The organism is Candidatus Hinthialibacter antarcticus, from assembly GCA_030765645.1.
Lineage (GTDB): Bacteria > Hinthialibacterota > Hinthialibacteria > Hinthialibacterales > Hinthialibacteraceae > Hinthialibacter > Hinthialibacter antarcticus.
The window spans coordinates 1-23,012 of record JAVCCE010000035.1 but is presented as its reverse complement, the minus strand read 5'-3'; the positions used below and the strand labels follow the sequence as shown (position 1 = coordinate 23,012).

The following is a 23,012-nucleotide window of genomic DNA, read 5'->3' as shown; positions in this document are numbered from 1 at the left end:
ATACGCCGGAATACGTTTTTGAAATCAAAAACATGACCATCCATCAATGTAGGTATTCAATTACCGGATGAACCTCATTTTTAATAAATGAACGAACCAACCGTTGACGTTCTTTTATGCCACCCCTATAAATTAGTTTTTCTAACTAAATATAAAGGCATGACTACAATGGCGCGAAAAAATTTCCCTTTGAGTTACTTATTGTTTAATCTGCTTTTGATTACCGGTATGGCGTTGACGATATCTGCCGCGAACACCGCAGAAGAAGAAACCATTCAACTGACGCAAGGCGTTGGTATTGACCGGGTGGGACGATCCGGGCGCTCGGCGATTCGGACGGACCCGGTTGAATATCAAATTGTGACTGGAACGTGGGTGGCTCCCAAAGAAGGAGACGTTCTTATCACTGGCGCGACGGATGAACCGACCTGGCAAAAGACTGAAGCCGATGAAGACGGCTGGTTTCAGGGGCCGGGGCGCCGTCGCGGCTATATCTCCGTGAATGTTCATTCAGACAGTGATCGAATGATGCTGTTGAATGGGTCGGGCCATTCGATGGTCTACGTGAATCAGGTACCGCGCATGGGCGATGTGTATGGATACGGCTATTCATTCTTGCCGGTGCGTTTGAATCAAGGCGACAATGAGTTCTTATTTCAATGCAGCCGCGGGCGCTTAAAGGCCTCTCTTGTTACTCCATCGAACATCCTTCAATTGAATGATCGTGATATGACGTTGCCTGATCTCGTCGTCGGGGAAGACGTTGACGTTTGGGGCGGAATCATCGTGATTCAACCCATGCGCAAGCAGATGAGAGGTTTGTTCATTCGCGCCTCGCTCGAACAAGGCGGGAGTACATTGACTCCCGCGCCGCCCATCCAACCGATGAGCGCAGCGAAAGTTCCGTTTCGAATCATTAGCGATGCTCCCGTACAACCAGGAAAACAGAAACTACAGATTGAACTGTTGATGGAGTCGGACAATGGATTATCGCGGCGTGACTTCAAAGAGTTGACCCTAGATATACGCGAACCGACGCAAAGCCGCAAGCGCACTTTCATTAGCGATATTGACGGCAGCGTACAATATTATGCAGTCCAACCAGCGAACCGGTTGCCGGGCGGTTGGCGCGACCCGGCGTTGGTGTTGTCGCTTCACGGCGCCAGCGTCGAAGCCATCAATCAAGCCAATGCTTATTCAAGCAAGACCTGGGCGCATATCGTGGCGCCGACCAACCGCCGTCCGTATGGGTTCGATTGGGAAGAATGGGGCCGCATGGATGCGCTCGAAGTGCTTGGCATTGCGAAACAAACGCTTCATACCGATCCCGCGCGAACTTACTTGACCGGACACTCGATGGGCGGTCATGGAACCTGGCAAGTCGGCGTGCATTTCCCCGACCAATTCGCCGCCATCGCGCCCAGCGCGGGCTGGATCAGTTTCTTCTCCTATGTAGGGCGCGGCAGCCGCGAGCCTGAAACCGAAATCGGAAAACTCATCCAGCGTTCATCAAACGCCAGCGACACGCTGGCGATGAAACATAATTATGCGCAAGAGGGCGTCTATATTCTCCACGGCGGCGCGGACGACAACGTGCCCGCGTCACAAGCGCAAACGATGGTCGAAGAGCTGAGCGGTTTTCATCGCGACTTCGTTTATCACGAAGAACCTGGACAAGGCCACTGGTGGAACCTCTCTGATGAGAATGGCGCGGATTGCGTCGATTGGGCGCCGATGTTTGACTTTTTCGCCCGTCATGCGCTGCCGTCAAGCGAGCAGGTTCGCCGCGCCAGTTTTACGACGGTGAACCCCGGCGTCTCAGCGAAAAACCATTGGGCGACAATCTTCGCTCAAGAAAAGATGCTTGAGCCGAGCGCCATTGATATTCAGTTTGATCCCTACAAACGCCGCTTTGTCGGCGAGACGAAGAACGTCAGCCGCTTGTCGTTGGACGTCAGCGTGTTGCCTCCAAATGGGGCATTGATGGTTTCATTGGACCAGCAGGAAATCGCGGACATTCGTTGGCCTTGGAGCGAAACCGTCAATCTTGAAAAGCAAGAGGGCGAATGGTCTGTCGTTGACAAGTTCTCAAAAGCCGACAAAGGGCCGCACCGCTATGGGCCGTTTAAACAGGCGTTTCGTAACCGGATGGTGTTTGTTTATGGAACGCGCGGTTCGTCGGGGCAAAGCCAATGGGCGTTTAACAAAGCGCGCTATGACGCCGAACAGTTTTGGTATCGCGGCAACGCCTCCGTACCTGTCATCGCCGATAATGAATTTGACCCCGCCGATTATCCTGACCGCAATGTCGTTCTATATGGCAACGCAAATTCAAACTTGGCGTGGAAGAAATTGCTTGCCGATTGCCCTGTACAAGTCAATAACGGCTCAGTGACAATCGGGGCAAGAGAGATTCAAGGCAGCGACTTGGCTTGTTTGTTTATGTATCCCCGCCAGGATAGCAAACTCGCCAGCGTCGCGGTTGTGTCTGGCTCGGGTCTTGTCGGGATGAAGTTGACCGACCGCTGCCCCTATTTCACATCCGGCGTCGGGTATCCTGATGTGACGGTCTTAACGCCTGGTTATCTGAAAGACGGCGCTGAGGGCATCGTCGCCGCAGGTTTCTTCGGCATGGACTGGGGAGTTGAATCCGGCGAGTTTGTGTTTCAGGATGATTAAAAACGTTTCACCGGAATCATAGAAACGATGAAGACAGGCTTATCAAGTAGGGTGGTGTTGAGCGAAGCGAAACCCACCAATGAAAACCTAGCGTTATGCCACGGTGGGATTCATTGCATTCATCCCACCCTACATTGGGCTAATTTGTAAGAGGATTCATTGTAGGGGCGCAGCGTGCTGCGCCCTTTTTGCTTCTGATGGGTTAAGAACTCATCCTACGGGGTAAACCTCCCTCAACTTGGGGGGGGATTTTATACATCACCCTCTTGCTTTCGCCAGATATTTCAGCGTGGAGGCGTGGGGCAGGGCGCTGGTCTCGGCGTTACGGTCGAGCGAGGCAAAGTCAAAATCTTTAAATGCGTTTTCAAGCGAGAGTTCGCCGTGGGCGAGCCGCAAGAGTTCGTCGGTCAATTCGGCGCCAGACCATGACAAGACGGTTTCCGCGCGCGCCTCTTTGACATTCACCGGCGGGACGCGCACGTTGTTACGAAACGCGAGTTCCTTGCGGATGATGCGCGAGGCTTTTTTGACGACCTTGGGTTCCCACAGCCCACCGTCCGCCCAAGGGGTGGTCGGCTTTGGTACAAACGGGGATACGGTAATCGTCAGCCGCCCGCCGCCTGATTTGGTGAAGGCGTCGTTCATTTTTTTGCCGAACTCGATGATGTCGCTGGCTTCCTGCATTGGCTCTGATTCGGGCGTTCCAATGACGAAATACAATTTCATGCTGGGAAAGCGCCGTTTGCCCGCCCATTCCGCCAGCCGGATGTACTTCTCGTCCTTCACGCCTTTTCTCATGCGCTTACGGCTTTCGATGCTGCCCGTCTCCGGCGCGACGGTGATGTTGTGTTGTCCGGCTGCTTTGAGCAAATCGAGAAAGCGCTCAGTGATGCGTTCTGCGCGAAGGGACGAGGTTGAAACCTGCTTGCCGCGCGTGAGCAGCCATTCGGTGATCTCTTCCACTTGCGGATGGTCTGCGACTGCGGCGCCCAATAGGCCGACTTTGTGGTAATCGTTCTGATAGCGCTCAAGAACGCCGATTAACTTATCGTAGTTGCGGTAACGCGCCGAGCCGTTCATGTAATGGACGATGCAAAATTTGCAGCGGTACATGCAGCCGCGCGAAACTTCAAGCAAAAACGCCCCGCCGAATTCATCGTCGGGAGCCAGCATGATCGAGTGGCAATCGACTTCGTCGATCTCATCCATCGAGTGGGCGGTGTGGACCGTGGGATCGTAGACTTCATGCACCGCAGGGACAAACACATTGGGCACGCGCTCTGCGACGCGGGTGAGCACGTCCATGCGCGGAAGCCCTTGGGCTTCGATCAGAGTTTGAGCGAGCGTCGAAACAACGCGCTCGCCTTCGCCAATGACGATGATGTCTGCGATGCGCGAGACCACACGTACATTCGCCGTCGAGGCTTGGCCTCCGACGATTAATATAGGGGAACCTTCGCTGCGGTCTTGCCATAGCGGTTCGACGCCGCCGCGAATCATCATCTGCAACAAATGAATGATGTCGAGCTCGTAGGTATATGATGTCGCCAGATAGGGGAACCGAAAAAGCGGGATTTGATTGTTCAAACTGCGCGTTTCGCGCCCTTTTTTATCAAAAAAAATTCGCTCGGCGGCAATGCCTGATTCTTGAAACAAGCGATAAATTTGTTGAAAGCCAAGACACGCCATGCCGACGCCATACACATTGGGGTAGATCATCCCCAGCGGGCCATGCGGCGTCTCGGGGTAGGCAAGCAGGTGCTTCTCGTGGGCAATTTTCTCTTTAAGTCCCATATTTTTATAAGGTTACGGGTATTTATCTTTCATGGAAGTGGTTGCTAATTCTATGGAAGAGTATAGCGTTTTTTGATTCTGTGAATGAGAAACCGCGTTGTTTCACGATAATCTCATTGTAGTAGCAGCATGTCTTTTTGGTTAAATTGACTAAGAACCTAAATTTAGTCATAAATATATCCAAGTTTTGTGAGTAGGCGTTGACACTGCCCCGACGTATTAGTAGGATTATCAATCTCATAAGACAGTTTCTTTAGGACTGCTTTGTTATTGGCCTGAAGAGAGATTCGTTGGACAAAATGTCCACAAATAAATTACAGGATGATGAACCCAATTGGGTTCGCATCGCCGGGCAAGCCTCTTTTATTCCGGTGTTTCTGGCTTTGTATCCCATCGCGTTTTTTATGATTGGACGCTGGCTGGATGATTATTTTGGCTTGACTTGGTTAAAAATTCCTTTTTTATTTTTGGGAATGTTTTCAGGATTTCGACAAACATATTTTGTGATTCGCCGGTTGATTGACCAGTTGGAGAAGAAGAGTGACTCCGAAAGACATTAACCAGGTTGTGGCGAATTCACTCGGCGCGATTATTATTCTGTCGCTGTTGGCTTGGCCGGTTTTTGGATTAGACGCCGCTTTTGGATGTTTGTTTGGCGGCCTAGCATCAGCGGTTAATTTGTGGTTATTAAAGAGTCTGATCGAAGAGGCAATGGGGCCTTGCCGATCATTCCGAATTTTTTTGTACATACTTGTTAAACTGCCCGTGTTTTATGGATTGGGCGCGTTTATTTTGTTGACGATGAAAGTGGCGCTGCTTCCGGCGCTTGCAGCATTTCAGGTTCCGTTTCTTTTTGTCTTGCTCGAATCGTTGCGGGGCGGAAGAGAAGCCGGGCCGACTGAAACCGCCGCAGAAACAAAAGTCGAGGTTGATTGATGAACGTCGCAAGTACCTTATGGTTTGCGGTCATTCAAGCATCAGAAGAAGCCGGGCATGCCGTTGAGCACGCTGCTGAAAGCGCGAGCCACGGTCAAGAGGCCGCCGCGATTCCTGAACTGCCTAACTTTGTCCATGCGCTTCATGTGTATTTTCCTCATAATCAATTCATCGAATTGATGCGGTATTTTGAAAACCAAATCTTTATTATTCTGGCGATTGCCGCCATCGCAGCGTTTTTCTACACGGCGACGCGCAAATGTTCGATTATTCCTGGGCGCTTGCAGGCGTGCGCTGAATTGATTATTGAAGCCCTGCTCGGTATCGTGACTGGAATTCTGGGTGAAAAAGAAGGGCGGCGCTATTTTCCATTTATCGGCAGCCTGTTTCTCTTCATTTTTACGATGAACTGGTTCGGCCTGATTCCGTTGATGAAGTCGCCGACTTCGAGTTTTGCCGTCACCAGCGCACTCGCGATTTGCGTGTTTTTATATGTTCAATTTGCTGCGCTGACCCGTCTCGGTCCTGCGAAGTATTTTTATCACCTGATGGGCGAACCGAAAGACGCCGTTGGGTGGGGGCTAGTGCCGCTGTTTTTGCCGCTGCATATTATGGAAGAATTTATTAAGCCGCTGAGTCTGGCTTGCCGACTTTTTGGTAACATCTTCGGCGAAGACATGCTGCTGGGAATCGCCCTGATTTTAGGTGTGCAAATGGTTGTCGCCCTGATTCCCATGTCGCCAGTCGGCATCCCGCTGCACTTGCCGTTTGTGTTCTTGTCGATGTTGTTAGGGACGATTCAGGCTTTAGTTTTTTCATTATTGGCGACTGTGTATATTTCAATGGTGTTGCCGCACGAAGAACACCATTGATTACAATTTAGAAATGTCGTCGGCGCGTTGCGTCGGCATCAGGACGATAAAATAACGCCGTCCATAGTTCGGTAAAATGCTAGGAGGATAGCATGGAAGAGCAAGTAGCCAGCATGATTACGTCACAAGGCGCCTACCACTTGGGTGTTGGTATTGCCGCGATTGGTTCGGGTATCGGTTTGGGTATGGCCGTTGGCAAAGCAATGGAAGCCATGGCGCGTCAACCCGAAGCCGCCGGGCGCATTCAAACGGCAATGATCATCGGCGCTGCGTTTATCGAAGCGTTGACGATTTATGCGCTGATCTCCAACTTCTTCGCGTCACTGGCTGGATTCTAATTCGCTCCTGAATTAAACCACCAGCAGCGGAAGGAGTAGTTATTGTGATCAGTTCGATTCTTCAGACGGTTCAAAGCGTTGCGGTCGTTGGCGCGTCCGGCGGAGGTCCGCCTTTGTACGCGCAGATCATTACGCATATTGTCTGCTTCCTTATTGTATTTTGGATATTGAAGCTGTTTGCGTTTGGTCCCATCATGAACATCATTGATGAGCGTCGCAACGCGATTGATGCAGATTTGAAGCGCGCCGAGGATGTGCGCCTTCAATCAGAGAAAGACCAGGAAGCGATTTCTGCGCGGCTGCGCGGCATCGAAGAGGAGTCCCGCCAGAAAATGCTGGAACTTCTCAACGAAGGCAAGCGTACGGCGGATGGAATTCGCGAGAAGGGCCATGCGGATGCGGAAGCGCTGCTGGAAAAAGCCAGGCAGAACGTCCAGTATGAAATCCAAAAGGCCCGCGAAGAACTCAAGGCCGACATTGTCAATATGACGATCATGGCCTCTGAACACCTGATCAAAGAACGGCTCGATGACGAGAAGCAACGCAGCCTGATCGGCGACTTCTTGAATCGGATCGAAAGGAACTAGAGCGTGGAGCGGGACCCGGACGTTTCCAAAAACTATGCGTCAGCCTTGTTGGCCGCCGCAGGTAAGCACAATGTCTCGTTAGACGACGCGCTGAGCGAAGCGTTGTCGTTGCGCGAATTGATATTGTCCCAATCCCGTTTTAAGGTGTTTCTAGAAGGCCCGCAGTTTCGCGCGGACGATAAGCGCAAGATGATTCGCGACGCATTTCAGAACAATAGCTCTGAATTGTTCATGTATTTTCTCTTGCTATTGTTGCGGCGCGGACGACTAGACCATTTGATCGACATCCTTGATGAGTTCGAGCGGCTCGTGGAAAAAGAAGGCGGCGTTACTGAAGGCTTAGTAACGACTGCGGTCGAGTTGTCGGATGAAGAAAAAGATACCCTGCGACAAAAACTGGACGCCTATTGCGAACGAAAGTTTATCATGCAATTCAAGGTCGATCCCACAATTGTCGGGGGCGTACGGGTACAGTTTGGCGACACGCTGATTGATGCGACCATTCAGTCGCAGTTGGTCGATTTGCGGCGCCGGATGTCCTTGGCGCGATTGGCGTCTTAACGCTGCGCCATAGAGTGAACCACTGACGGAGAGGCGAAAACGATGGCTTTGCGACCGGAAGAAATCACGTCGGTTCTTGAACGGGAACTGTCGGCATTTGAAACCGATCTCAAGATGGAGACGGTTGGCAGCGTCCTGAAAGTCGGCGACGGCATCGCTACGATTTATGGATTAGAAGAAGCCATGTCCGGCGAGTTGCTGGAATTTCCCGGCGGCCTGATGGGCATGGTATTGAACTTGGAAGAAAACTCCGTTGGCGCCGCTTTGTTCGGTTCTGACCGGGGCATTAAAGAAGGCGATATCGTCAAACGCACCGGACGCATTGCGTCGGTTCCCGTTGGCGAAGGCGTGATTGGCCGCGTGGTCAACGCGCTGGGCGAGCCAATCGACGGCGACGGCCCCATCGCATCGACCGAGTTCCGCACCGTTGAATCAATGGCGCCGGGCGTACTTGATCGCCAGCCCGTTAAGGAACCGTTGATGACGGGAATAAAAGCGATCGATTCGATGATTCCAATCGGACGCGGTCAGCGCGAATTGATTATTGGCGACCGAGGCACGGGCAAGACGGCCGTCGCAATCGACGCCATCATCAATCAAAAAGGCGCCGACGTTTTCTGTATTTACGTCGCTATTGGTCAAAAAGCTTCCAGCGTCGCCGCTGTAGCGGAAGTATTAAAGAAAAACGGCGCGATGGAATACACCACGATTGTTTCTTCGACGGCGGAACAGTCCGCCTCGCTGCAATATATCGCCCCTTACGCTGGTTGTGCGATGGGCGAATATTTCATGTACAGCGGGCGCTCTGTGTTGGTTGTATATGACGATCTTTCCAAACACGCGGCGGCTTATCGCCAGTTGTCTTTGCTCTTACGCCGTCCTCCCGGACGCGAAGCGTATCCTGGCGACGTTTTCTACTTGCACAGCCGTTTGTTAGAACGCGCCGCAAAACTCAGCGATGAAAAAAGCGGCGGTTCTTTGACCGCGCTTCCCATTATCGAAACTCAGGCGGGCGACGTTTCCGCATACATTCCAACCAACGTCATTTCGATTACCGATGGACAGATTTATCTGGAACCTGACTTGTTCTACGCGGGCGTTAAGCCAGCGATCAATGTCGGACTTTCCGTGTCCCGCGTCGGTGGAAACGCGCAGACCAAAGCGATGAAATCGGTCGCAGGCCGTCTGCGCCTCGATCTGGCCCAGTATCGTGAATTGGCGGCGTTTGCGCAGTTTGGTTCTGACCTTGATAAGGCGACCCAGGCCCAGCTGATTCGCGGCGAGCGCATGACTGAGTTGCTCAAACAAAACCAATACGCGCCTAAGACGCTTGCCCAGCAAGTCGTCATTATTTTTGCGGGCGCCCACGGTTTCTTAGATTCTCTCGATACGCATGACGTGCGCAAGTTTGAAGAAGGCTTGTTTGCGTTTGTTGAGAAGGGTTACGGCGACGTCATCCATTCGATTGAAGAAAAGAAAATTGTGGATGATGATGCGGTCGAAAAGTTAAACGAAGCAATCACAAAGTATAAAGAGCAGTTTCAAACAGCGTAAATTCTAGGACGGGATACGAACAATGCCGTCGTTAAAAGACCTTCGCCGCCGCATCCGTACGGTGAAGAACACACAACTGATTACCCGCGCCATGCGTTCGGTCGCCGCATCCAAGATGCGCCGCACTCACGAACGCCGTGATAAGGCGCGTCCGTATGTTGAGCGCTTACAGCAGTTGGTCGCCAATCTGGTCAACTCTGTCGGTTCGGAAGGGCAGCCGCTCTTAGAAAACCGTGAAGTCAAAAAGCGCTTGATGGTTGTGTTTTCATCTGACCGCGGGCTGTGCGGCGCTTTCAACAACACAATTTCTCGATACGCAATCGACAGGGCGAAAGCCGTCGAAAACGGAACATTCTATATTGTAGGTAAACGCGCCGCCAGCGCCATTCGTCGACAAGGGTTTCCTATTTGCAAGTCGTATGAAGATTTTAGCGGTAATGTAGACGTTCCCCGGGTTCTTGAAATTGCCCGCGAGCTGCGCGACCTGTTTTTGAGCGGCGAATATGACGCAGTCGAATTGGTTTGCAACCGTGCGATCAGCGCGATGAATTATCGGCCTCATCATGAACTACTGTTGCCGCTCAAGCAGGATGAACTGGCTCCAAGCAGCGGCGGCGCGTCGGCCCCGATTGATTATATTTTTGAACCGGACCCGCTAACGCTGTTGAAACAATTGCTGCCGAAGTTTCTCGAAACGAAATTATTGTTCACGTTCGTGGACGCATTCGCCGCTGAACACCAGGCGCGCATGATGGCGATGGCGGCGGCGAATACCAACTGCCGTGAATTGATTGACACGCTGACGCTTGACATGAACAAGGCGCGACAGACCTCAATCACGACGGAAATTCTCGAAATCGTTAGCGGCGCCAACGCGCTGTCTGGCTAAACGAACACCCGGTTCTCTCCTTTTGGGGAGAGATTGAAACGAAGCATCCCGCGCGGCGGGAATAAAAAGAGAGGCAACACAATGTCGAACGTCGGAGAAGTCCGCCAGGTGATTGGCCCCACAGTGGACGTTGAATTCCACCCCGATCATCTGCCCAATATGCTCAACGCTCTTCTGATTGAAGACGAAGAAAGAGGCATCCATTTGACCGTCGAAGTGGCGCAGCACACCGGCAACAACATGGTGCGGTGCGTAGCGATGGCGTCGACGGACGGCTTGGTTCGCGGCATGAAGGTGACGGATACTGGCAAGCCGATTTCCGTACCGGTGGGCGATCAGGTGCTGGGGCGCATGTTTAACCTGCTCGGCAACCCGATTGACGGCAAGGGCGATGTTGCTGACGTTGAAAACCGCCACCCCATTCACCGCGCGGCCCCTTCATTTGAAGAGCAAGTTCCCGTCGCGGAAATTTTTGAAACGGGCATCAAAGTTATTGACTTGCTTGCTCCCTATTCCAAAGGTGGAAAAGTCGGCCTCTTCGGCGGCGCGGGCGTTGGCAAGACCGTCGTTATCATGGAACTCATCCGTAATATCGCGGCGGAACACGGCGGCGTGTCGGTGTTCGGCGGCGTGGGCGAACGTACCCGCGAAGGAAATGACTTGTGGCTCGAAATGAATGAGTCCGGCGTTATTGACCGTACCGCGTTGGTCTTCGGCCAGATGAATGAACCGCCTGGAGCGCGTCAGCGGGTTGCGCTTTCTGCGTTGACGATGGCCGAATATTTCCGCGACGACCGCGGTCAGGACGTGTTGCTCTTTATTGATAACATCTTCCGCTTTACGCAAGCGGGTTCTGAAGTGTCCGCTCTCCTCGGACGTATGCCTTCCGCCGTTGGTTATCAGCCGACGCTGAGTACCGAAATGGGCGCCTTGCAAGAGCGTATTACCTCGACCAAAAAAGGTTCGATCACTTCCGTCCAGGCGATTTACGTCCCTGCCGATGACTTGACCGATCCGGCTCCTGCGGCGGCCTTTTCTCACCTGGACGCGACGTCGGTTCTTTCGCGTCAAATCGCGGAACTGGGCATTTACCCGGCGGTCGATCCGCTTGACTCGACCTCGCGAATCATGGACCCGCGCATTCTCGGCGAAGACCATTACAACACCGCCCGCGACGTACAAGAGGTCTTGCAACGGTATAAAGATTTGCAGGACATCATCGCGATTCTCGGTATGGATGAACTTTCAGACGAAGATAAGATTTCCGTGCAGCGCGCGCGCAAAATTCAGCGCTTTTTGTCGCAGCCGTTCTTTGTTGCGGAGCAGTTCACTGGACGCGAAGGCCGTTACGTTAAAGTCGCTGACTCCATCGAAGCGTTTGGCAAAATTGCCCGAGGCGAGATGGACGAGCTGCCTGAGCAAGCGTTCTATATGTGCGGAACGTTGGATGAAGTCGTCGACAACGCGAAGAAAATGGCTGCGGCCTAGACACGAAGATTGAGAGCCTAAACGAATTATGGCGTCAACATATATATTCCGCGTTTTGTCTCACGAAGCCACGCTGTTCGAGGGCGAGGTTGTGTCCGTTATGGCGCCGGCGTATGAGGGTTCGGTTGGAATCATGGCCCATCACGCGCCTTATCTCACCACGTTGACCAAAGGGGATTTGATGGTCCGCGTGAGCGACGATGAGGTCCATAATTTTGTGGTTGACGGCGGCGTATTGGAAGTCTCCGGCGGCGAAGCGGTTTTGTTGACGGAAAGTATCGAAGAAAAGAAGTAGCAGGCATTCCATAAAATTTAGCGAAAGCGGGTGGAGAAATTCTCTACCCGCTTTTTTTGTTTGCCCTCATCCTCGCCTGCTCCCAACATTTCAAGTAGGGTGGCGTTGAGCGAAGCGAAACCCACCAATAAAAACCTACCGTTATGCCACGGTGGGATTCATTGCATTCATCCCACCCCACCCTACTGAACTGAAGCGAAGAGAAGACATCCCCAAACCGTTACTTCCCCGCTGCCTTCTTAAACGCCTCATACACAATCGGGTCATCAGCGGCGCCGTTAAATTCAAACGGGCTGTATTGGTTTAATTCTTTGTGCATGAATCCCCACGAACAGCCGTTTTCAACGCTGGCGCGTAATGCCTGCGCGGCGGTCTCGCCTAACTTGTCGTCTTCGTTACAGACAATGGGCTTGTTGAATTTTTTGAAGGCTTGAATGCGTGATGGAATGTCTTCGATTTTGGTTCCATTGAAATGGATCAGAATGAAATCGGCTTCTTCGGCGATCATTGCGTCCATTCTGCCGTGGCCCAAACCGCTGGTCGAGACGAGGAGATTGGGCGCGGTTTTCTTCGCGAGGCGGATGAGTTCTAACTCGCCTGTAGCCGATTTAATCTGATGATGGTCAAATCCATTATGGTCATATTCATTGGCGATTTCGATGGCGACATTCGTTATCTTGTTTTCTTGAATCCATTTCATCGCGTTGACGACAGCGCGCTTGACCGCCTCTGCATCGTTTAGAATCTGGTCTTGCCGCTGATAAAACAATCCCAGTATGACCACCATGCCTTGCTTGTCGCATTCATCAATCACACGCTTGATGCGTTTCATGTAAGGTTTTTTCAACGCGCCGTTGGGGCGAAACGCGGAATTGACTGCGCCTTCGTAACCAGGGAACCCGCCTTGTAAGTTCAGCGTAATTGCGCGGACTTCATACGATTTGTATTCAGGTATCTTTGACAAAAATTGGTCTGTATTTGTCGTCGAATCAAAGTCGGGTTTCGATGCGTCTTCAAAGGTGCTGTTCACCATGCGGACATTCATCAACAGACCTTCGGCAGGCGCGCCTGGATGCGTAATCGCGTTATTAATTTTCCAATTGGTTCCATCAATAGAAACGGACGTTGCGCTTGCATGAATCGTCAATGTAAGAATGCAGCAAACAAAATAGCGTATTCGCGTCATGGAAATTCTCCCGCAGCGTTTTTGCTATTGTTGCATGTACGCCTAAAGATTTTTAGTGGTTTGTTGGATGGCAGGGTTGCATTCATTGTGTAGACGCAGCAGGGCAATTTCTTTACACTCAATGCTTAGCATGATGCGTATGGATTGCGAGAGGAATAACTATGACACAAGATATTCTGAGACGAACATTCATTGCGGGCGCGGCTGGATTGGCTGCGACATGGTCCCGTGCTGCTGTTTCAGTAGATGAGAACGAACCGTATCTTCGGATTGCCGGACTGACTGTTTTTCGAGGCGACCAGTTGAACAGTAAAAGTGAACTTGAGGTGATGATGGGGTGGTCAGTTTTTTCTACGCCCCCGGCAGGGGAAGGGAACTCGGCGGAGATTCAGTTTTCAACCAACAAGCCAATCAACAACGCGTCGTTTCGGATTACGGTCGGTGTTCGTGATCGTAAGAATAAACAACTCGAACTGCTGTTGGCAAAAAGCAAGACGGTGATTGCCAAATTTGAAATCCGCAACCCCGCGTTGTTCCAGCCGATTGATGCGCCGATTGCAGATGAATATCTTGCTGCGGTGATAAAAGAGGGCGTCGTATTACGGCAATCGGTTGGAGACGTTCCATTATGGTTTGTGTCAGATCCAGCCAGTGAGTTTGGCCGCGCGCCTGCATTCATGCCGCATTTGTTTGTTCCATTGGAAGAGACCGACCGGCTCGAACAATTCTTGCAACGCATGGCGTCGTATGAAAGTTTGAACGAGTTTTGTTGGCGCAGCGGGGCGGTGATGGACGGCCTGTGGATGCTGGCGCGGTTCTCAAAGCAAAAGCGTTTTCAAAAAGCAATCAACGATCAACTCGATGTGTACTTTGAGCGCCTCATCTGGCCGGAAGGTAAGACGGCGCCTGATGTTCCGGGGATGGAGAACACGCTGACCTGGTCGACGCTGGCGCATGTTCGCCCCGACCACCGCTCGATTGATTTTGCAATCAAGAAGTGGTTTGAAAAACGCCGTCCTGACGGCGTGATGAGCGACGGGAGCAACATCGTTACAGAAACGAATTATACGGTCGCGTATCCATTGGCTGTGATCGGGCGACAACGTAACGATGAAGACCTCGTCGATGAAGCGCTCAATCAAATTCGATATCACATTCGCGAATTGGTGCATGACGGTTCACTCTATTTGCGGCGTAAGCAGTCCGGCGAATATTATTTTCAGAATTGGTGCCGTGGGATCTGCTGGTACTACATCGGCATGGTGCGCACCTTGGAAGCGTCGGGGCGTAAATCCGGCGTTGATGATATCATTGAGGAAATCCAACGCTGCGCGGATTGGATCGTTCAATACCAGCGCGATGACGGCTTGTGGCACACCTTTGTACATGATGCAACTACGCCAGCGGATACATCGGGAACCTCCGGCATTGCAGCGGCGATTGCGGCGGCGGTGCGTTGTGGATGGGTGGATGACAAATATCTGAGTGCGTCTCGTCTTGCGTTACAGGGTCTCAAAAGAAAACTTACGCTTGACGGTTGGTTGACGGGCGTTGCTCCAGGCAATGTTGGCGGAGAGGCGTTGCAGCGCAATCCCTACCGCGCAACCCAACAAATGGGCATGGGCCTGATGGGAAGCCTGGTTGCTGAACTTTGGGACGAGCGCGGATAGATTCGTCTTGATCAAAACGGAATGAAAAAGCGGACGCCTGAGATCACTCAAACGCCCGCTTTGTTTTTGTGTGGTATGAATGTTATTTTTTTTGAACACGGTTGCCGCCGTATTCATCTCTCCGGTTATTGAAACAATTGGGGCGTGAATTCGTTGAGGTATTCGCGCCAGTTGATCCAGGTGTGTCCGCCTTCTGTTTCTTTATACACCACGTCGAATTTATGTTTCTTGAACAGTTCGACGGTGGCGCGTGAGGTTTCGATCAGAAAATCGTCTTTGCCGGTGGCGAACCAGAACAATTTTACGCTTTTCTTTAATTCATCATTGGCGAGCATTTCTTTGTGGTCTTCTTCAAAAGTCGGCGCTGGACGGTTGCCCCGGTTGCCCGCCAGGCCAAAGACGCCGGAACTATAAACGCCGATGTAAGCAAACTGGTCTAAATGGGGAATGGAGATGTTAAGCGTCTGGGCGCCGCCCATCGAAAGCCCGGCAATGGCGCGATGATTGCGGTCAGCCAAGACGCGATAGTGCGACTCAACGTACGGCAAAATATCAGTATTGAAATCTTCTTCAAATTCACCGCGAGAACCGCGAGATGAATTTGTGTGTCCGGCTGGCATGACCACGATCATCGGCTTGGCTTTTTTTGCGGCGATGAGGTTGTCGAGAATAAAGCCCGCCCGGCCAACGGTTGTCCATGCTACGTCGCTGTCGGAGGCGCCGTGCAATAAATAAAAGACGGGGTATGTCTCTTGATTGGATTCATAACCCGGCGGCGTATAGATTTGCATTCTGCGGAAGCGTTCTAACGATGACGAATAATAATTGATGGTTGAGACGGCGCCGTGCGGGACGTTATTCGCGTCCATATAATCTGCGCCCGGAACATAGACCATGCTCCAGACATTTTGGTTTGATTCGCTGACCGTGGGGTTGCGTGGATCGACAACGGGAGTCCCATCGACATTGAATGTGTAGCGGTAGGCGCCGGGGGCGATTCTCATGGAGACTTCCCAAACGCCCTCGTCATTTTTGGTTAAGTCTGCGCCCTGGTCTAAACCGGGGATATCGCCGCCATTGAGTTTGACCGAGGTCGCATTCGGCGCGAGGATGCGAAATGCGACCTGCCCGTCTTCACTGACTTCCGGTGAAACCACTTGCGGGCCGCGCGGTTGCGCATGAGAAGCCATTACTAGAAAAAGCGATAGAATACAGCCAAAAACAATACTTAATCGTGAAGATCGAATGAGAAACATATTAAATATCCTATCTTTCATTGAATTATCTCAATCAGTGGATTATGTCATAATATGAATGCCATGTTCAGGTAGTTTATCGTAAAGCAGAGCGCTTTGATGTTTCATTTTTATGTTTTACGTTAATAAAAACACCGGCTGGCGCATCAAATCCAGGATTTACAGTGTGAAAAATGTATCTCTACTTTATTTCGTACACGAAAAACTGTATACTGTTATTGAGGTCACATGAATGCCAGATCAAAAAAATCCAATTTGTAATAACGTGCTTGTTGCGATTCGTCGAATTACCCGCGCGATTGACCTCCATTCGAAAGACCTCGTTCGCAATTATGGAATCACTGGCCCGCAGTTGCTTTTAATGCAGCACTTGAGTGGAGACGGTTCAAGTTCGGCGGGCGATATTGCCAAGCGAATTCATTTAAGCAACGCGACAACGACAGAAATTATCAATCGGCTGGAAAAGCGCGTATTTATCGAGAGAAAAAGAAGTTCTCAAGACAAGCGGCAAGTATTCGTTTCCCTGACGCCGCTGGGTCAAGAAGTCCTAAAAAACGCGCCGTCTCCTCTTCAGGAACGCTTTGTCAGCGAGTTTGTGAAATTAGAGGAATGGGAGCAGAACACGTTGTTGTCTTCGCTGCAGCGGATTGCGTCAATGATGGAAGCAAAAGAAATCGAAGCATCGCCGATTCTGACTTCGGGTGCAATCACACAGCCGTTGGATGAAGAGTTCGGGTGATTTTTTTCTAATATACTTCGTGCACGAATAAAATAAGATGTTAAAGATTAAGCCAGTAAGGGAGTGATGAAATGATTGTCGATAATGCTACAGGCACAGACACCGATGTGTTTCTTGAAGTCAGCGATGACATTGGCGTTGATTTTCCCGATAAAAAGTTTACCCAAGATGAAGAATTTTGCACGATTTCATTAGACGGCGTTGAAAAGCGCATCCGCTTTCACGACTATGATGAAATTTATTCGATTCCAGGCCTCTACGAGAAAATTTTTTATGATCACCTGCGTTGTTGTTCGCCGGAAACCGTATGTGATTTTTTCTTTGATGAGATCAGAAAGCGCGGTTTGTCGGAAGATCAGTTGCGTGTGCTTGAAATTGGCTCAGGAAACGGAATGGTCGGCGAATTAATGAAGCAGCATGGCGTTTCCTTTGTGGTTGGCGTTGATATTTTGATTGAAGCCAAATTGGCCGCCTATCGCGACCGCCCCAACGTATATGACGATTATTTTGCGATTGATTTGACCGATATCCCTGAGAGTATCGAAGAAGATATCTTGATGTATAAACTAAACAGTTTGGTCTCGGTCGCCGCGCTGGGCTTCGATGATTTGCCTCCGCTGGCGTATGCGCGGGCGTTTAATTTAATTTCAAAAGAAGGTTGGATTGCGTTTAACATCAAAGACCTGTTTTTGAGCGGAAAAGACAGCTCCGGGTTTTCCCGGCTGTTTAAAAAGATGATTGACAACGATATCGTGTCGATTCATGTGCAAGAAAAATATCAACACCGGGTGGCGACCGACAATTCACCTTTGTATTACTACGCTATTGTCGCCCAGAAACTGGCGGACATCCCCAGAGCCTGGCTCGCTGAGATGGCTTGAGTTTCGCCTGAATGATCTGTTTGACAAATGTATGTAAATCCTTCAGTGAAGACGGAGAGTTTGTTGTTCGAGACCTCTGTCTTGAAATCCATAAGGGCGAAACGCTTGTCCTTCTGGGTTCTTCCGGCTGCGGCAAGACCACGACCTTAAAAATGATCAATGGTTTGGTTCTGCCGTCGAGTGGTTTAATCGAAGTCGACGGGCGCGACATCAAGACGGTTGATCCTGTTGCGTTGCGGCGTTCGATGGGATATGTGTTTCAAGGGATTGGATTATTTCCTCATCTAACGGTTGAAGACAATGTTTCAATCGTGCTGCGGCTACAGGGGCGATCAGCCTTCGAACGAAAAGACAAGGCGTTCGAATGGTTAGGCATCGTCGGTTTAGACCCCGAGCAATACGCCAAGCGCTATCCAAACGAACTCTCGGGCGGTCAAAAACAGAGGGTCGGCGTTGCGCGCGCGTTGGCGGCGGACCCTGACTATTTGCTCATGGATGAACCGTTTGGCGCACTGGATGCGATTACCCGCGACGATTTGCAGCAAGAGTTGATGAAAATCAGGCTCCGCATGGCCAAGACCATCGTCTTTGTAACGCATGATTTGTTTGAAGCGCTTACGTTGGCTGACCGGATTGCAGTGATGAACCACGGTCGCATAGATCAAATTGGCGTTCCCAATGAATTGATGCAGTCTCCCGCCACGGAATTTGTACGCGAGTTGTTTGAAAAACCCAAACGGCAACTACAGTTGGTGCAAGGAAATGAATGATGGATGAATCTCTCTTTCGTTTCATCGTAGAGCGCTTGCCCGACCTTGGACAAAAAACGGGCGAACATATTATTCTTTCTTGCGGCGCCGTCTTCGGCGCTGTTTTCATTGGAGTGCCTGCTGGCGTGTTGGCTGTGCGTAACCGGACGGTTCGCAAGGTTTTCTTTACGATTGCGGGCATTATTCAAACCATCCCCAGCTTAGCTATGCTGGCGTTTCTTCTTCCATTTCTCGGGATCGGCGTCGCTCCGGCTCTGGTTGCGTTAATCCTCTATGCGCTATTGCCGATTGCAAGAAATACCTACACTGGAATGAATGAAATTGACGATGCGATACTCGAAGCCGCCGATGGATTGGGGTTTTCGCGTTCGCAACGTCTATGGCTCATTGAGTTGCCGACTGCGTTGCCCACCATCATCGCCGGGATTCGCACCGCCGCCGTGATTTGCGTCGGCATCGCAACCCTCTCGGCGTTTATTGGCGCTGGCGGTCTGGGTGATTTTATCAACCGGGGCCTGTCGATGAACAATACGCGCCTGATTTTATTGGGCGCCGTCCCTGCGGGAATTCTGGCGATTCTTTTAGATAAGGCGATTGGCGCGATTGAACATTCTGTCTCATGGAAGAAAGATAATGAAATCTAAAATTCTGGCGGCCCGCGCGTACACTTTCTGCGGATTGATTTGCGTGTGTGTTTTGCTGTTGTCTCAATGTGGAATTGATCGCAGCCAGACGGTGGTACTTGGCTGTAAAAATTTTACCGAGCAGATCATTCTCGGTGAAATCATTGCGCAAATGATCGAACAAAATACGAAACTAAAGGTCGTTCGCAAATGGAACCTGGGAGGAACAATGGTCTGCCATCAGGCGTTGCTCGCAGGCGAGATTGATCTCTATCCTGAATACACGGGCACTGCCTACATGAATGTACTGGGCCAAAATACCATACAGGATGCGACGCGGACGTTCAAATTTGTTCAACAAAAATATCTCGAAGAATTTCAATGTGAATGGTTGCCTGCGTTTGGATTGAATAATACATACACCATTACTGTCCGACGTGAAGACGCTGAAAAATGGAACGTGAAATCCATCAGCGGCCTGCAATCGTTCGCGGGAGAATTGACTGCTGGCTTTACGGCGGAGTTTATGGAACGCCAAGACGGGTGGCCCCAGTTACGGGAACAATATGGCCTACCATTCGCAAAGGTTGTTGATTTAGAGCCGGGGCTAATGTATGAGGCGATCGCCAACAACAATGTCGATGTGATTTGTGGATTCTCAACGGATGGGCGCATTTCTGTTTATGATTTGGTTGCGTTGGAGGATGATCTGCATTTCTTTCCGCCCTATTACGCCGCGCCAGTGGCGCGGACCGCTGTGTTCGATCTCCACCCTGAGTTGAAAGGCTTGCTGTCCCAATTGGCGGGTTCGTTAGATAACCAAACCATGCAGGAACTCAACCTTCAAGTTGATGAACATAAGGTTGCCCCCAAGTCGGTCGCCAAAGAGTTTTTGGCGACGATGAATTAAATATAAACTTGACGATTTTTCGGTTCTTCCGTAAATTGGATACTTTTTAATAGTGGTTGTATGTGGCATGGCTACAACTCGCTTCGCTTCGGTGCGGGCTTTCAGGCCCTTTCGCACAGGCGCTCACAGAGTTGCACCCACGCTATAAAACTCTGCTTCTTATCTAACGCGAATCGTCCTTTCAGTTGCATTATGCAAAGTAAAGGTCACGTTTTGTTCGCTTGTGTTTTTGTAGACGCGCAGGCAGTCGGATACGGTTTCGATTTCGGTATTGTTAATGTGAATCAAGACATCGCCTTCTCGAACGCCCAAACGATAGGCTTCGCTCTCAGTGGGGACGGCGACAAATCGTACGCCCGCCTCTTTGATCATTCCCGCCGCTGACATCTGGTCTTTGCCAATTAAATTGTCGATGGCGGCGCCAAGGAACCGCTGGGGATTCGGTTTTCTCTTAGCGGCAATATCGCCAGAATTTTTGTTCTGAGGATGCGCCTGTCGGTAATTGTCTACGATAGTTTTAAAGTCATCACGGGTTACGCCAAAGCGGTCCATGGGGAAATTTTCAAACCCCAGTTTGATTGCTGGCGAGTCGTCTTTGACGCGGTAATCGCCCGCGCTTGGGTTGATGAATTTTGGATCGGCGACCAGCGAGTTTTTATCGAACCCTTTTTTTTGCCATGCGTTGATGGCCATCGGATCGCCGACACCGGTCACCATAGGCGCGTCGCCATTGTTGAAAAACAGATTGTTGTCGAATGATTTTGCGTAAGACGGGTTGGCGCGGATGAATTGATAGGGCTTGTCGCTGACGAAGATATTGCGTTCAATCACATCGTCGCAGCCAGGGAACCAAATGTGAAACCCGCCGAATCCATTAATGATTACGTTGTTCTCAACCCGGCGGTAGAACCCTTCGCGCAGTTTCACGCCCATGCCGATGCATAAATTTTTGTAGACATGGTAATTGCTGGAACCGTCATCCAGGTCGATGCCCCATGAGTGGCCTGCGTCGTGGGCGAAGCGGTTCAATCGAATGTGAGTCGTTTTGTAATTGTCGAGCAAGGCGCGCTCTTTGGCGAAGGGCTCGATATCTCTGCCGCCGTTGTAGGAGGTTTTCCAAAAGCGGTCGCGCCCCCAACTGTTGAACGGCCCGTGGTCGCCCGACTCGCGCACGGTGTCGAACGCGTCGTTATATTCAATGATATGCCCGCCCCAACAACCGTCGTTGATGCAAATCGCCGCGCGGGGAATATTAAAAATTGTGTTATGGCGAATGGTGATCTCTTCCGCCATTGAGACGATCACGCCCGCAGTTTGTTTGCCGATCGTTCCAATGTCGTGAATCAAATTGCCTTCAATCAAACATTGAACTGGATATTGGTTTGATTTCGGTCCCGGCGTCAGGTCGATCTCGTCTTGCGGCAGCGTATTGCTGTAGCTGATTGCTGGAGAGCGTACTGCGTCAAAATCGCCAATGATGCAGATTGCACTCTCGCCGATATTTTTAAAGTAATTATTGATGACCTGCGCCTGGCGGTTGTATCCATCAAGAAAGACCGCGTTGCCGCCCAGGTTGGTGAATTCACAATTTGAAACCGAGCAATCTTCTGTATTCTTGAGCCGAAGCGCTGACAGCCGGGCGATTGACCAGTCGCCGCGCAGCAAGCGTTCATACGGCTGCATGAAAATTCGCGATGTGTATTGAAATTTCAGGTTTTTAAAATGTATGTTCTTGATTGGGCTGTCTTCAGTTCCTTGCAGTTGAATCAATTCATGTAACCGGGTTGCAATGACTGTTGCTGAATTCAGGTCATCATCATTGCGTGGAATCACATAGAGCATACTTGACGCCCCGTCATAAAACCATTCGCCAGGGGCGTCGAGTTCTTCCTGGATGTTCTCAACAAACAGATGGTCTTTGTGATAGCCGCCGCGATAGTGGTCGTCAAAGCCGCCGCCACGGTTTTCTTGCCAGCCGCCTCTTAGTTGCAGTGAATCATCGTTGTTGACGCCTTCGATTTGGTAGTGCTTGCTGCCCCACATGCCTTCATGTAGCGCGTGAAGATAGCCGCCGATTGGGTTTGCCCACGTTTTGATTTGGTCAGGCGAGATCGCTTCTTTTGATGTACCGCCGAAGAATTTCGCGTTTGGATCAAAGTTTGGAAAACGCGCCATGCGGTAGCGCTGGTTGTTCACATAGAGTTCATCAAATTGTGCGTCCACGTTTGCTTGATAGGCGCCGTCCTGGTTTCGCGACCAGTCGAGTTCCATCTCAAACCCGCCGCTGATGGTGACTGCTTCGTCTTGCCAATTGGTAAACAGAATTTCGCCATTGTCAGACCCTGAATGTTTTGGCTGTAAAACGACGGGGGCGTTGAGGTGGTAGGTTCCTTCCCGAAAATAGATAGTGACATTATCTTTGCCTGCGTTTTTCTCAATGTGATTCAGGGCAGGCGCCATCGTTAAAAACGGTTGTTCGAGGGTTCCAGACTGATTGTCTTTGCCATCGAGTGAGATGAAAAATTCTGCGGCCCGGGTGGAGCCAGGGAATGTGATGAATAGCGTAAGTAAAATAATGCCCCGCATGAGATGATTTAAGTTCATTTGCGCCCCTGAGGTTTTTCTGTAAGTTTTGTTGTAAGCCGACTTCCAACGGTATCAGAGCCGCGCACCAGTATAAAGTCGGCGTTGCATATTAATGAGTTCACAATAAAACACTTAATGAATATGTTATCGCTGGCGCCAGCGCCAATTTATATCAAAAATTGATGTTCTTTCGTAAATTGGATGCTTTCTCATAAATTGAATTGAGATTTTTCTGCATGTGGCATGGGTACAACTCTGCTCGCTTCAGTGCCAATGTCATTGACTTAAGGGGTGGCAAGGGCAAGGCTGAATAAAATGAAGCCAGCCCTTGAAATATTGTTTGAATGTATCGCTTTATTTGTGCTGTTTTGAAATCCCCCTGGCGCTTTCAGCGCCGT

At 50.7% G+C, this 23,012-nt stretch carries 21 protein-coding genes; 17 read left to right on the top strand and 4 right to left on the bottom strand.

Annotated elements, in window-relative coordinates; all coding sequences use genetic code 11:
- The first annotated feature begins 168 nt into the window (after window positions 1-168).
- Entirely contained in the window at window positions 169-2,679 is a 2,511-nt protein-coding gene (locus tag P9L94_08855) for a prolyl oligopeptidase family serine peptidase (protein MDP8244175.1), read from the top strand.
- 258 nt (window positions 2,680-2,937) lie between these two features.
- Here P9L94_08855 and P9L94_08850 read toward each other — a convergent pair whose 3' ends face one another.
- Window positions 2,938-4,473, bottom strand: a complete 1,536-nt coding sequence (locus P9L94_08850) for a radical SAM protein (protein MDP8244174.1) — start codon at window positions 4,471-4,473, stop codon at window positions 2,938-2,940.
- 299 nt (window positions 4,474-4,772) lie between these two features.
- Here P9L94_08850 and P9L94_08845 point away from each other — a divergent pair, with 299 nt between their 5' ends.
- The 10 genes from P9L94_08845 (at window position 4,773) to P9L94_08800 (ending at window position 11,993) form a co-directional block, all read left to right on the top strand.
- Complete coding sequence (locus tag P9L94_08845) at window positions 4,773-5,033, top strand: AtpZ/AtpI family protein (protein MDP8244173.1); 261 nt, start codon at window positions 4,773-4,775, stop codon at window positions 5,031-5,033.
- Window positions 5,014-5,409 (top strand): hypothetical protein, encoded by a 396-nt coding sequence (locus P9L94_08840; protein MDP8244172.1) that lies wholly within the window; start codon window positions 5,014-5,016, stop codon window positions 5,407-5,409. Before P9L94_08845 ends, P9L94_08840 begins: the two co-directional genes overlap by 20 nt.
- Window positions 5,409-6,281 (top strand): F0F1 ATP synthase subunit A, encoded by an 873-nt coding sequence (gene atpB, locus P9L94_08835; protein MDP8244171.1) that lies wholly within the window; start codon window positions 5,409-5,411, stop codon window positions 6,279-6,281. The genes P9L94_08840 and atpB overlap by 1 nt, the downstream gene beginning before the upstream one ends.
- Before the next feature lie 92 nt (window positions 6,282-6,373).
- Window positions 6,374-6,619 (top strand): ATP synthase F0 subunit C, encoded by a 246-nt coding sequence (atpE, locus tag P9L94_08830; protein MDP8244170.1) that lies wholly within the window; start codon window positions 6,374-6,376, stop codon window positions 6,617-6,619.
- 44 nt (window positions 6,620-6,663) lie between these two features.
- On the top strand, window positions 6,664-7,206 hold the full coding sequence (atpF, locus tag P9L94_08825) for a F0F1 ATP synthase subunit B (GenBank protein ID MDP8244169.1): 543 nt from the start codon (window positions 6,664-6,666) through the stop codon (window positions 7,204-7,206).
- A 3-nt stretch (window positions 7,207-7,209) separates the two neighbouring features.
- On the top strand, window positions 7,210-7,767 hold the full coding sequence (gene atpH / locus P9L94_08820) for an ATP synthase F1 subunit delta (GenBank protein MDP8244168.1): 558 nt from the start codon (window positions 7,210-7,212) through the stop codon (window positions 7,765-7,767).
- A 42-nt stretch (window positions 7,768-7,809) separates the two neighbouring features.
- A complete protein-coding gene (gene atpA / locus P9L94_08815) occupies window positions 7,810-9,321 on the top strand; it encodes a F0F1 ATP synthase subunit alpha (protein ID MDP8244167.1) in 1,512 nt (503 codons plus the stop codon).
- A 22-nt stretch (window positions 9,322-9,343) separates the two neighbouring features.
- Window positions 9,344-10,210: an ATP synthase F1 subunit gamma gene (atpG, locus tag P9L94_08810; protein ID MDP8244166.1), complete on the top strand. Its 867-nt coding sequence runs from the start codon at window positions 9,344-9,346 to the stop codon at window positions 10,208-10,210.
- A gap of 81 nt (window positions 10,211-10,291) precedes the next feature.
- A complete protein-coding gene (gene atpD, locus P9L94_08805; protein MDP8244165.1) occupies window positions 10,292-11,698 on the top strand; it encodes a F0F1 ATP synthase subunit beta in 1,407 nt (468 codons plus the stop codon).
- A 28-nt stretch (window positions 11,699-11,726) separates the two neighbouring features.
- Window positions 11,727-11,993, top strand: a complete 267-nt coding sequence (locus P9L94_08800) for a F0F1 ATP synthase subunit epsilon (GenBank protein ID MDP8244164.1) — start codon at window positions 11,727-11,729, stop codon at window positions 11,991-11,993.
- 220 nt (window positions 11,994-12,213) lie between these two features.
- Here P9L94_08800 and P9L94_08795 read toward each other — a convergent pair whose 3' ends face one another.
- Window positions 12,214-13,179, bottom strand: coding sequence for a hypothetical protein (locus tag P9L94_08795; protein ID MDP8244163.1), 966 nt, complete (start codon window positions 13,177-13,179; stop codon window positions 12,214-12,216).
- 161 nt (window positions 13,180-13,340) lie between these two features.
- On the opposite strand from P9L94_08795, the gene P9L94_08790 reads away from it, so the two are divergent.
- Complete coding sequence (locus tag P9L94_08790; protein MDP8244162.1) at window positions 13,341-14,849, top strand: glycoside hydrolase family 88 protein; 1,509 nt, start codon at window positions 13,341-13,343, stop codon at window positions 14,847-14,849.
- A 125-nt stretch (window positions 14,850-14,974) separates the two neighbouring features.
- Here the strand turns inward: P9L94_08790 and P9L94_08785 are convergent, their stop codons facing one another.
- On the bottom strand, window positions 14,975-16,105 hold the full coding sequence (locus P9L94_08785) for an alpha/beta hydrolase-fold protein (GenBank protein ID MDP8244161.1): 1,131 nt from the start codon (window positions 16,103-16,105) through the stop codon (window positions 14,975-14,977).
- A gap of 232 nt (window positions 16,106-16,337) precedes the next feature.
- Between P9L94_08785 and P9L94_08780 the strand changes: the two genes are divergently transcribed.
- From P9L94_08780 to P9L94_08760, 5 genes are all read left to right on the top strand, one after another.
- The gene (locus tag P9L94_08780; protein ID MDP8244160.1) at window positions 16,338-16,844 is read left to right on the top strand and encodes a MarR family winged helix-turn-helix transcriptional regulator; all 507 of its coding nucleotides are present in this window, start codon (window positions 16,338-16,340) and stop codon (window positions 16,842-16,844) included.
- Window positions 16,845-16,915: 71 nt separating this feature from the next.
- A complete protein-coding gene (locus P9L94_08775; GenBank protein MDP8244159.1) occupies window positions 16,916-17,725 on the top strand; it encodes a class I SAM-dependent methyltransferase in 810 nt (269 codons plus the stop codon).
- A gap of 11 nt (window positions 17,726-17,736) precedes the next feature.
- Window positions 17,737-18,495, top strand: coding sequence for an ATP-binding cassette domain-containing protein (locus P9L94_08770; protein ID MDP8244158.1), 759 nt, complete (start codon window positions 17,737-17,739; stop codon window positions 18,493-18,495).
- Window positions 18,492-19,139, top strand: coding sequence for an ABC transporter permease (locus P9L94_08765; protein MDP8244157.1), 648 nt, complete (start codon window positions 18,492-18,494; stop codon window positions 19,137-19,139). The genes P9L94_08770 and P9L94_08765 overlap by 4 nt, the downstream gene beginning before the upstream one ends.
- Window positions 19,129-20,028, top strand: a complete 900-nt coding sequence (locus P9L94_08760; protein MDP8244156.1) for a glycine betaine ABC transporter substrate-binding protein — start codon at window positions 19,129-19,131, stop codon at window positions 20,026-20,028. The genes P9L94_08765 and P9L94_08760 overlap by 11 nt, the downstream gene beginning before the upstream one ends.
- A 159-nt stretch (window positions 20,029-20,187) precedes the next feature.
- Here the strand turns inward: P9L94_08760 and P9L94_08755 are convergent, their stop codons facing one another.
- Window positions 20,188-22,632, bottom strand: coding sequence for a right-handed parallel beta-helix repeat-containing protein (locus P9L94_08755; protein ID MDP8244155.1), 2,445 nt, complete (start codon window positions 22,630-22,632; stop codon window positions 20,188-20,190).
- Between the last annotated feature and the right edge of the window lie 380 nt (window positions 22,633-23,012).

Coding starts and splice junctions, on each gene's coding strand:
- P9L94_08855 (MDP8244175.1), top strand. CDS start 169: ATGGCGCGAAAAAATTTCCCTTTGAGTTACTTATTGTTTAATCTGCTT.
- P9L94_08850 (MDP8244174.1), bottom strand. CDS start 4,473: ATGGGACTTAAAGAGAAAATTGCCCACGAGAAGCACCTGCTTGCCTAC.
- P9L94_08845 (MDP8244173.1), top strand. CDS start 4,773: ATGTCCACAAATAAATTACAGGATGATGAACCCAATTGGGTTCGCATC.
- atpB (MDP8244171.1), top strand. CDS start 5,409: ATGAACGTCGCAAGTACCTTATGGTTTGCGGTCATTCAAGCATCAGAA.
- atpE (MDP8244170.1), top strand. CDS start 6,374: ATGGAAGAGCAAGTAGCCAGCATGATTACGTCACAAGGCGCCTACCAC.
- atpA (MDP8244167.1), top strand. CDS start 7,810: ATGGCTTTGCGACCGGAAGAAATCACGTCGGTTCTTGAACGGGAACTG.
- atpG (MDP8244166.1), top strand. CDS start 9,344: ATGCCGTCGTTAAAAGACCTTCGCCGCCGCATCCGTACGGTGAAGAAC.
- atpD (MDP8244165.1), top strand. CDS start 10,292: ATGTCGAACGTCGGAGAAGTCCGCCAGGTGATTGGCCCCACAGTGGAC.
- P9L94_08800 (MDP8244164.1), top strand. CDS start 11,727: ATGGCGTCAACATATATATTCCGCGTTTTGTCTCACGAAGCCACGCTG.
- P9L94_08795 (MDP8244163.1), bottom strand. CDS start 13,179: ATGACGCGAATACGCTATTTTGTTTGCTGCATTCTTACATTGACGATT.
- P9L94_08790 (MDP8244162.1), top strand. CDS start 13,341: ATGACACAAGATATTCTGAGACGAACATTCATTGCGGGCGCGGCTGGA.
- P9L94_08785 (MDP8244161.1), bottom strand. CDS start 16,105: ATGTTTCTCATTCGATCTTCACGATTAAGTATTGTTTTTGGCTGTATT.
- P9L94_08780 (MDP8244160.1), top strand. CDS start 16,338: ATGCCAGATCAAAAAAATCCAATTTGTAATAACGTGCTTGTTGCGATT.
- P9L94_08775 (MDP8244159.1), top strand. CDS start 16,916: ATGATTGTCGATAATGCTACAGGCACAGACACCGATGTGTTTCTTGAA.
- P9L94_08770 (MDP8244158.1), top strand. CDS start 17,737: ATGATCTGTTTGACAAATGTATGTAAATCCTTCAGTGAAGACGGAGAG.
- P9L94_08765 (MDP8244157.1), top strand. CDS start 18,492: ATGATGGATGAATCTCTCTTTCGTTTCATCGTAGAGCGCTTGCCCGAC.
- P9L94_08760 (MDP8244156.1), top strand. CDS start 19,129: ATGAAATCTAAAATTCTGGCGGCCCGCGCGTACACTTTCTGCGGATTG.
- P9L94_08755 (MDP8244155.1), bottom strand. CDS start 22,632: ATGAACTTAAATCATCTCATGCGGGGCATTATTTTACTTACGCTATTC.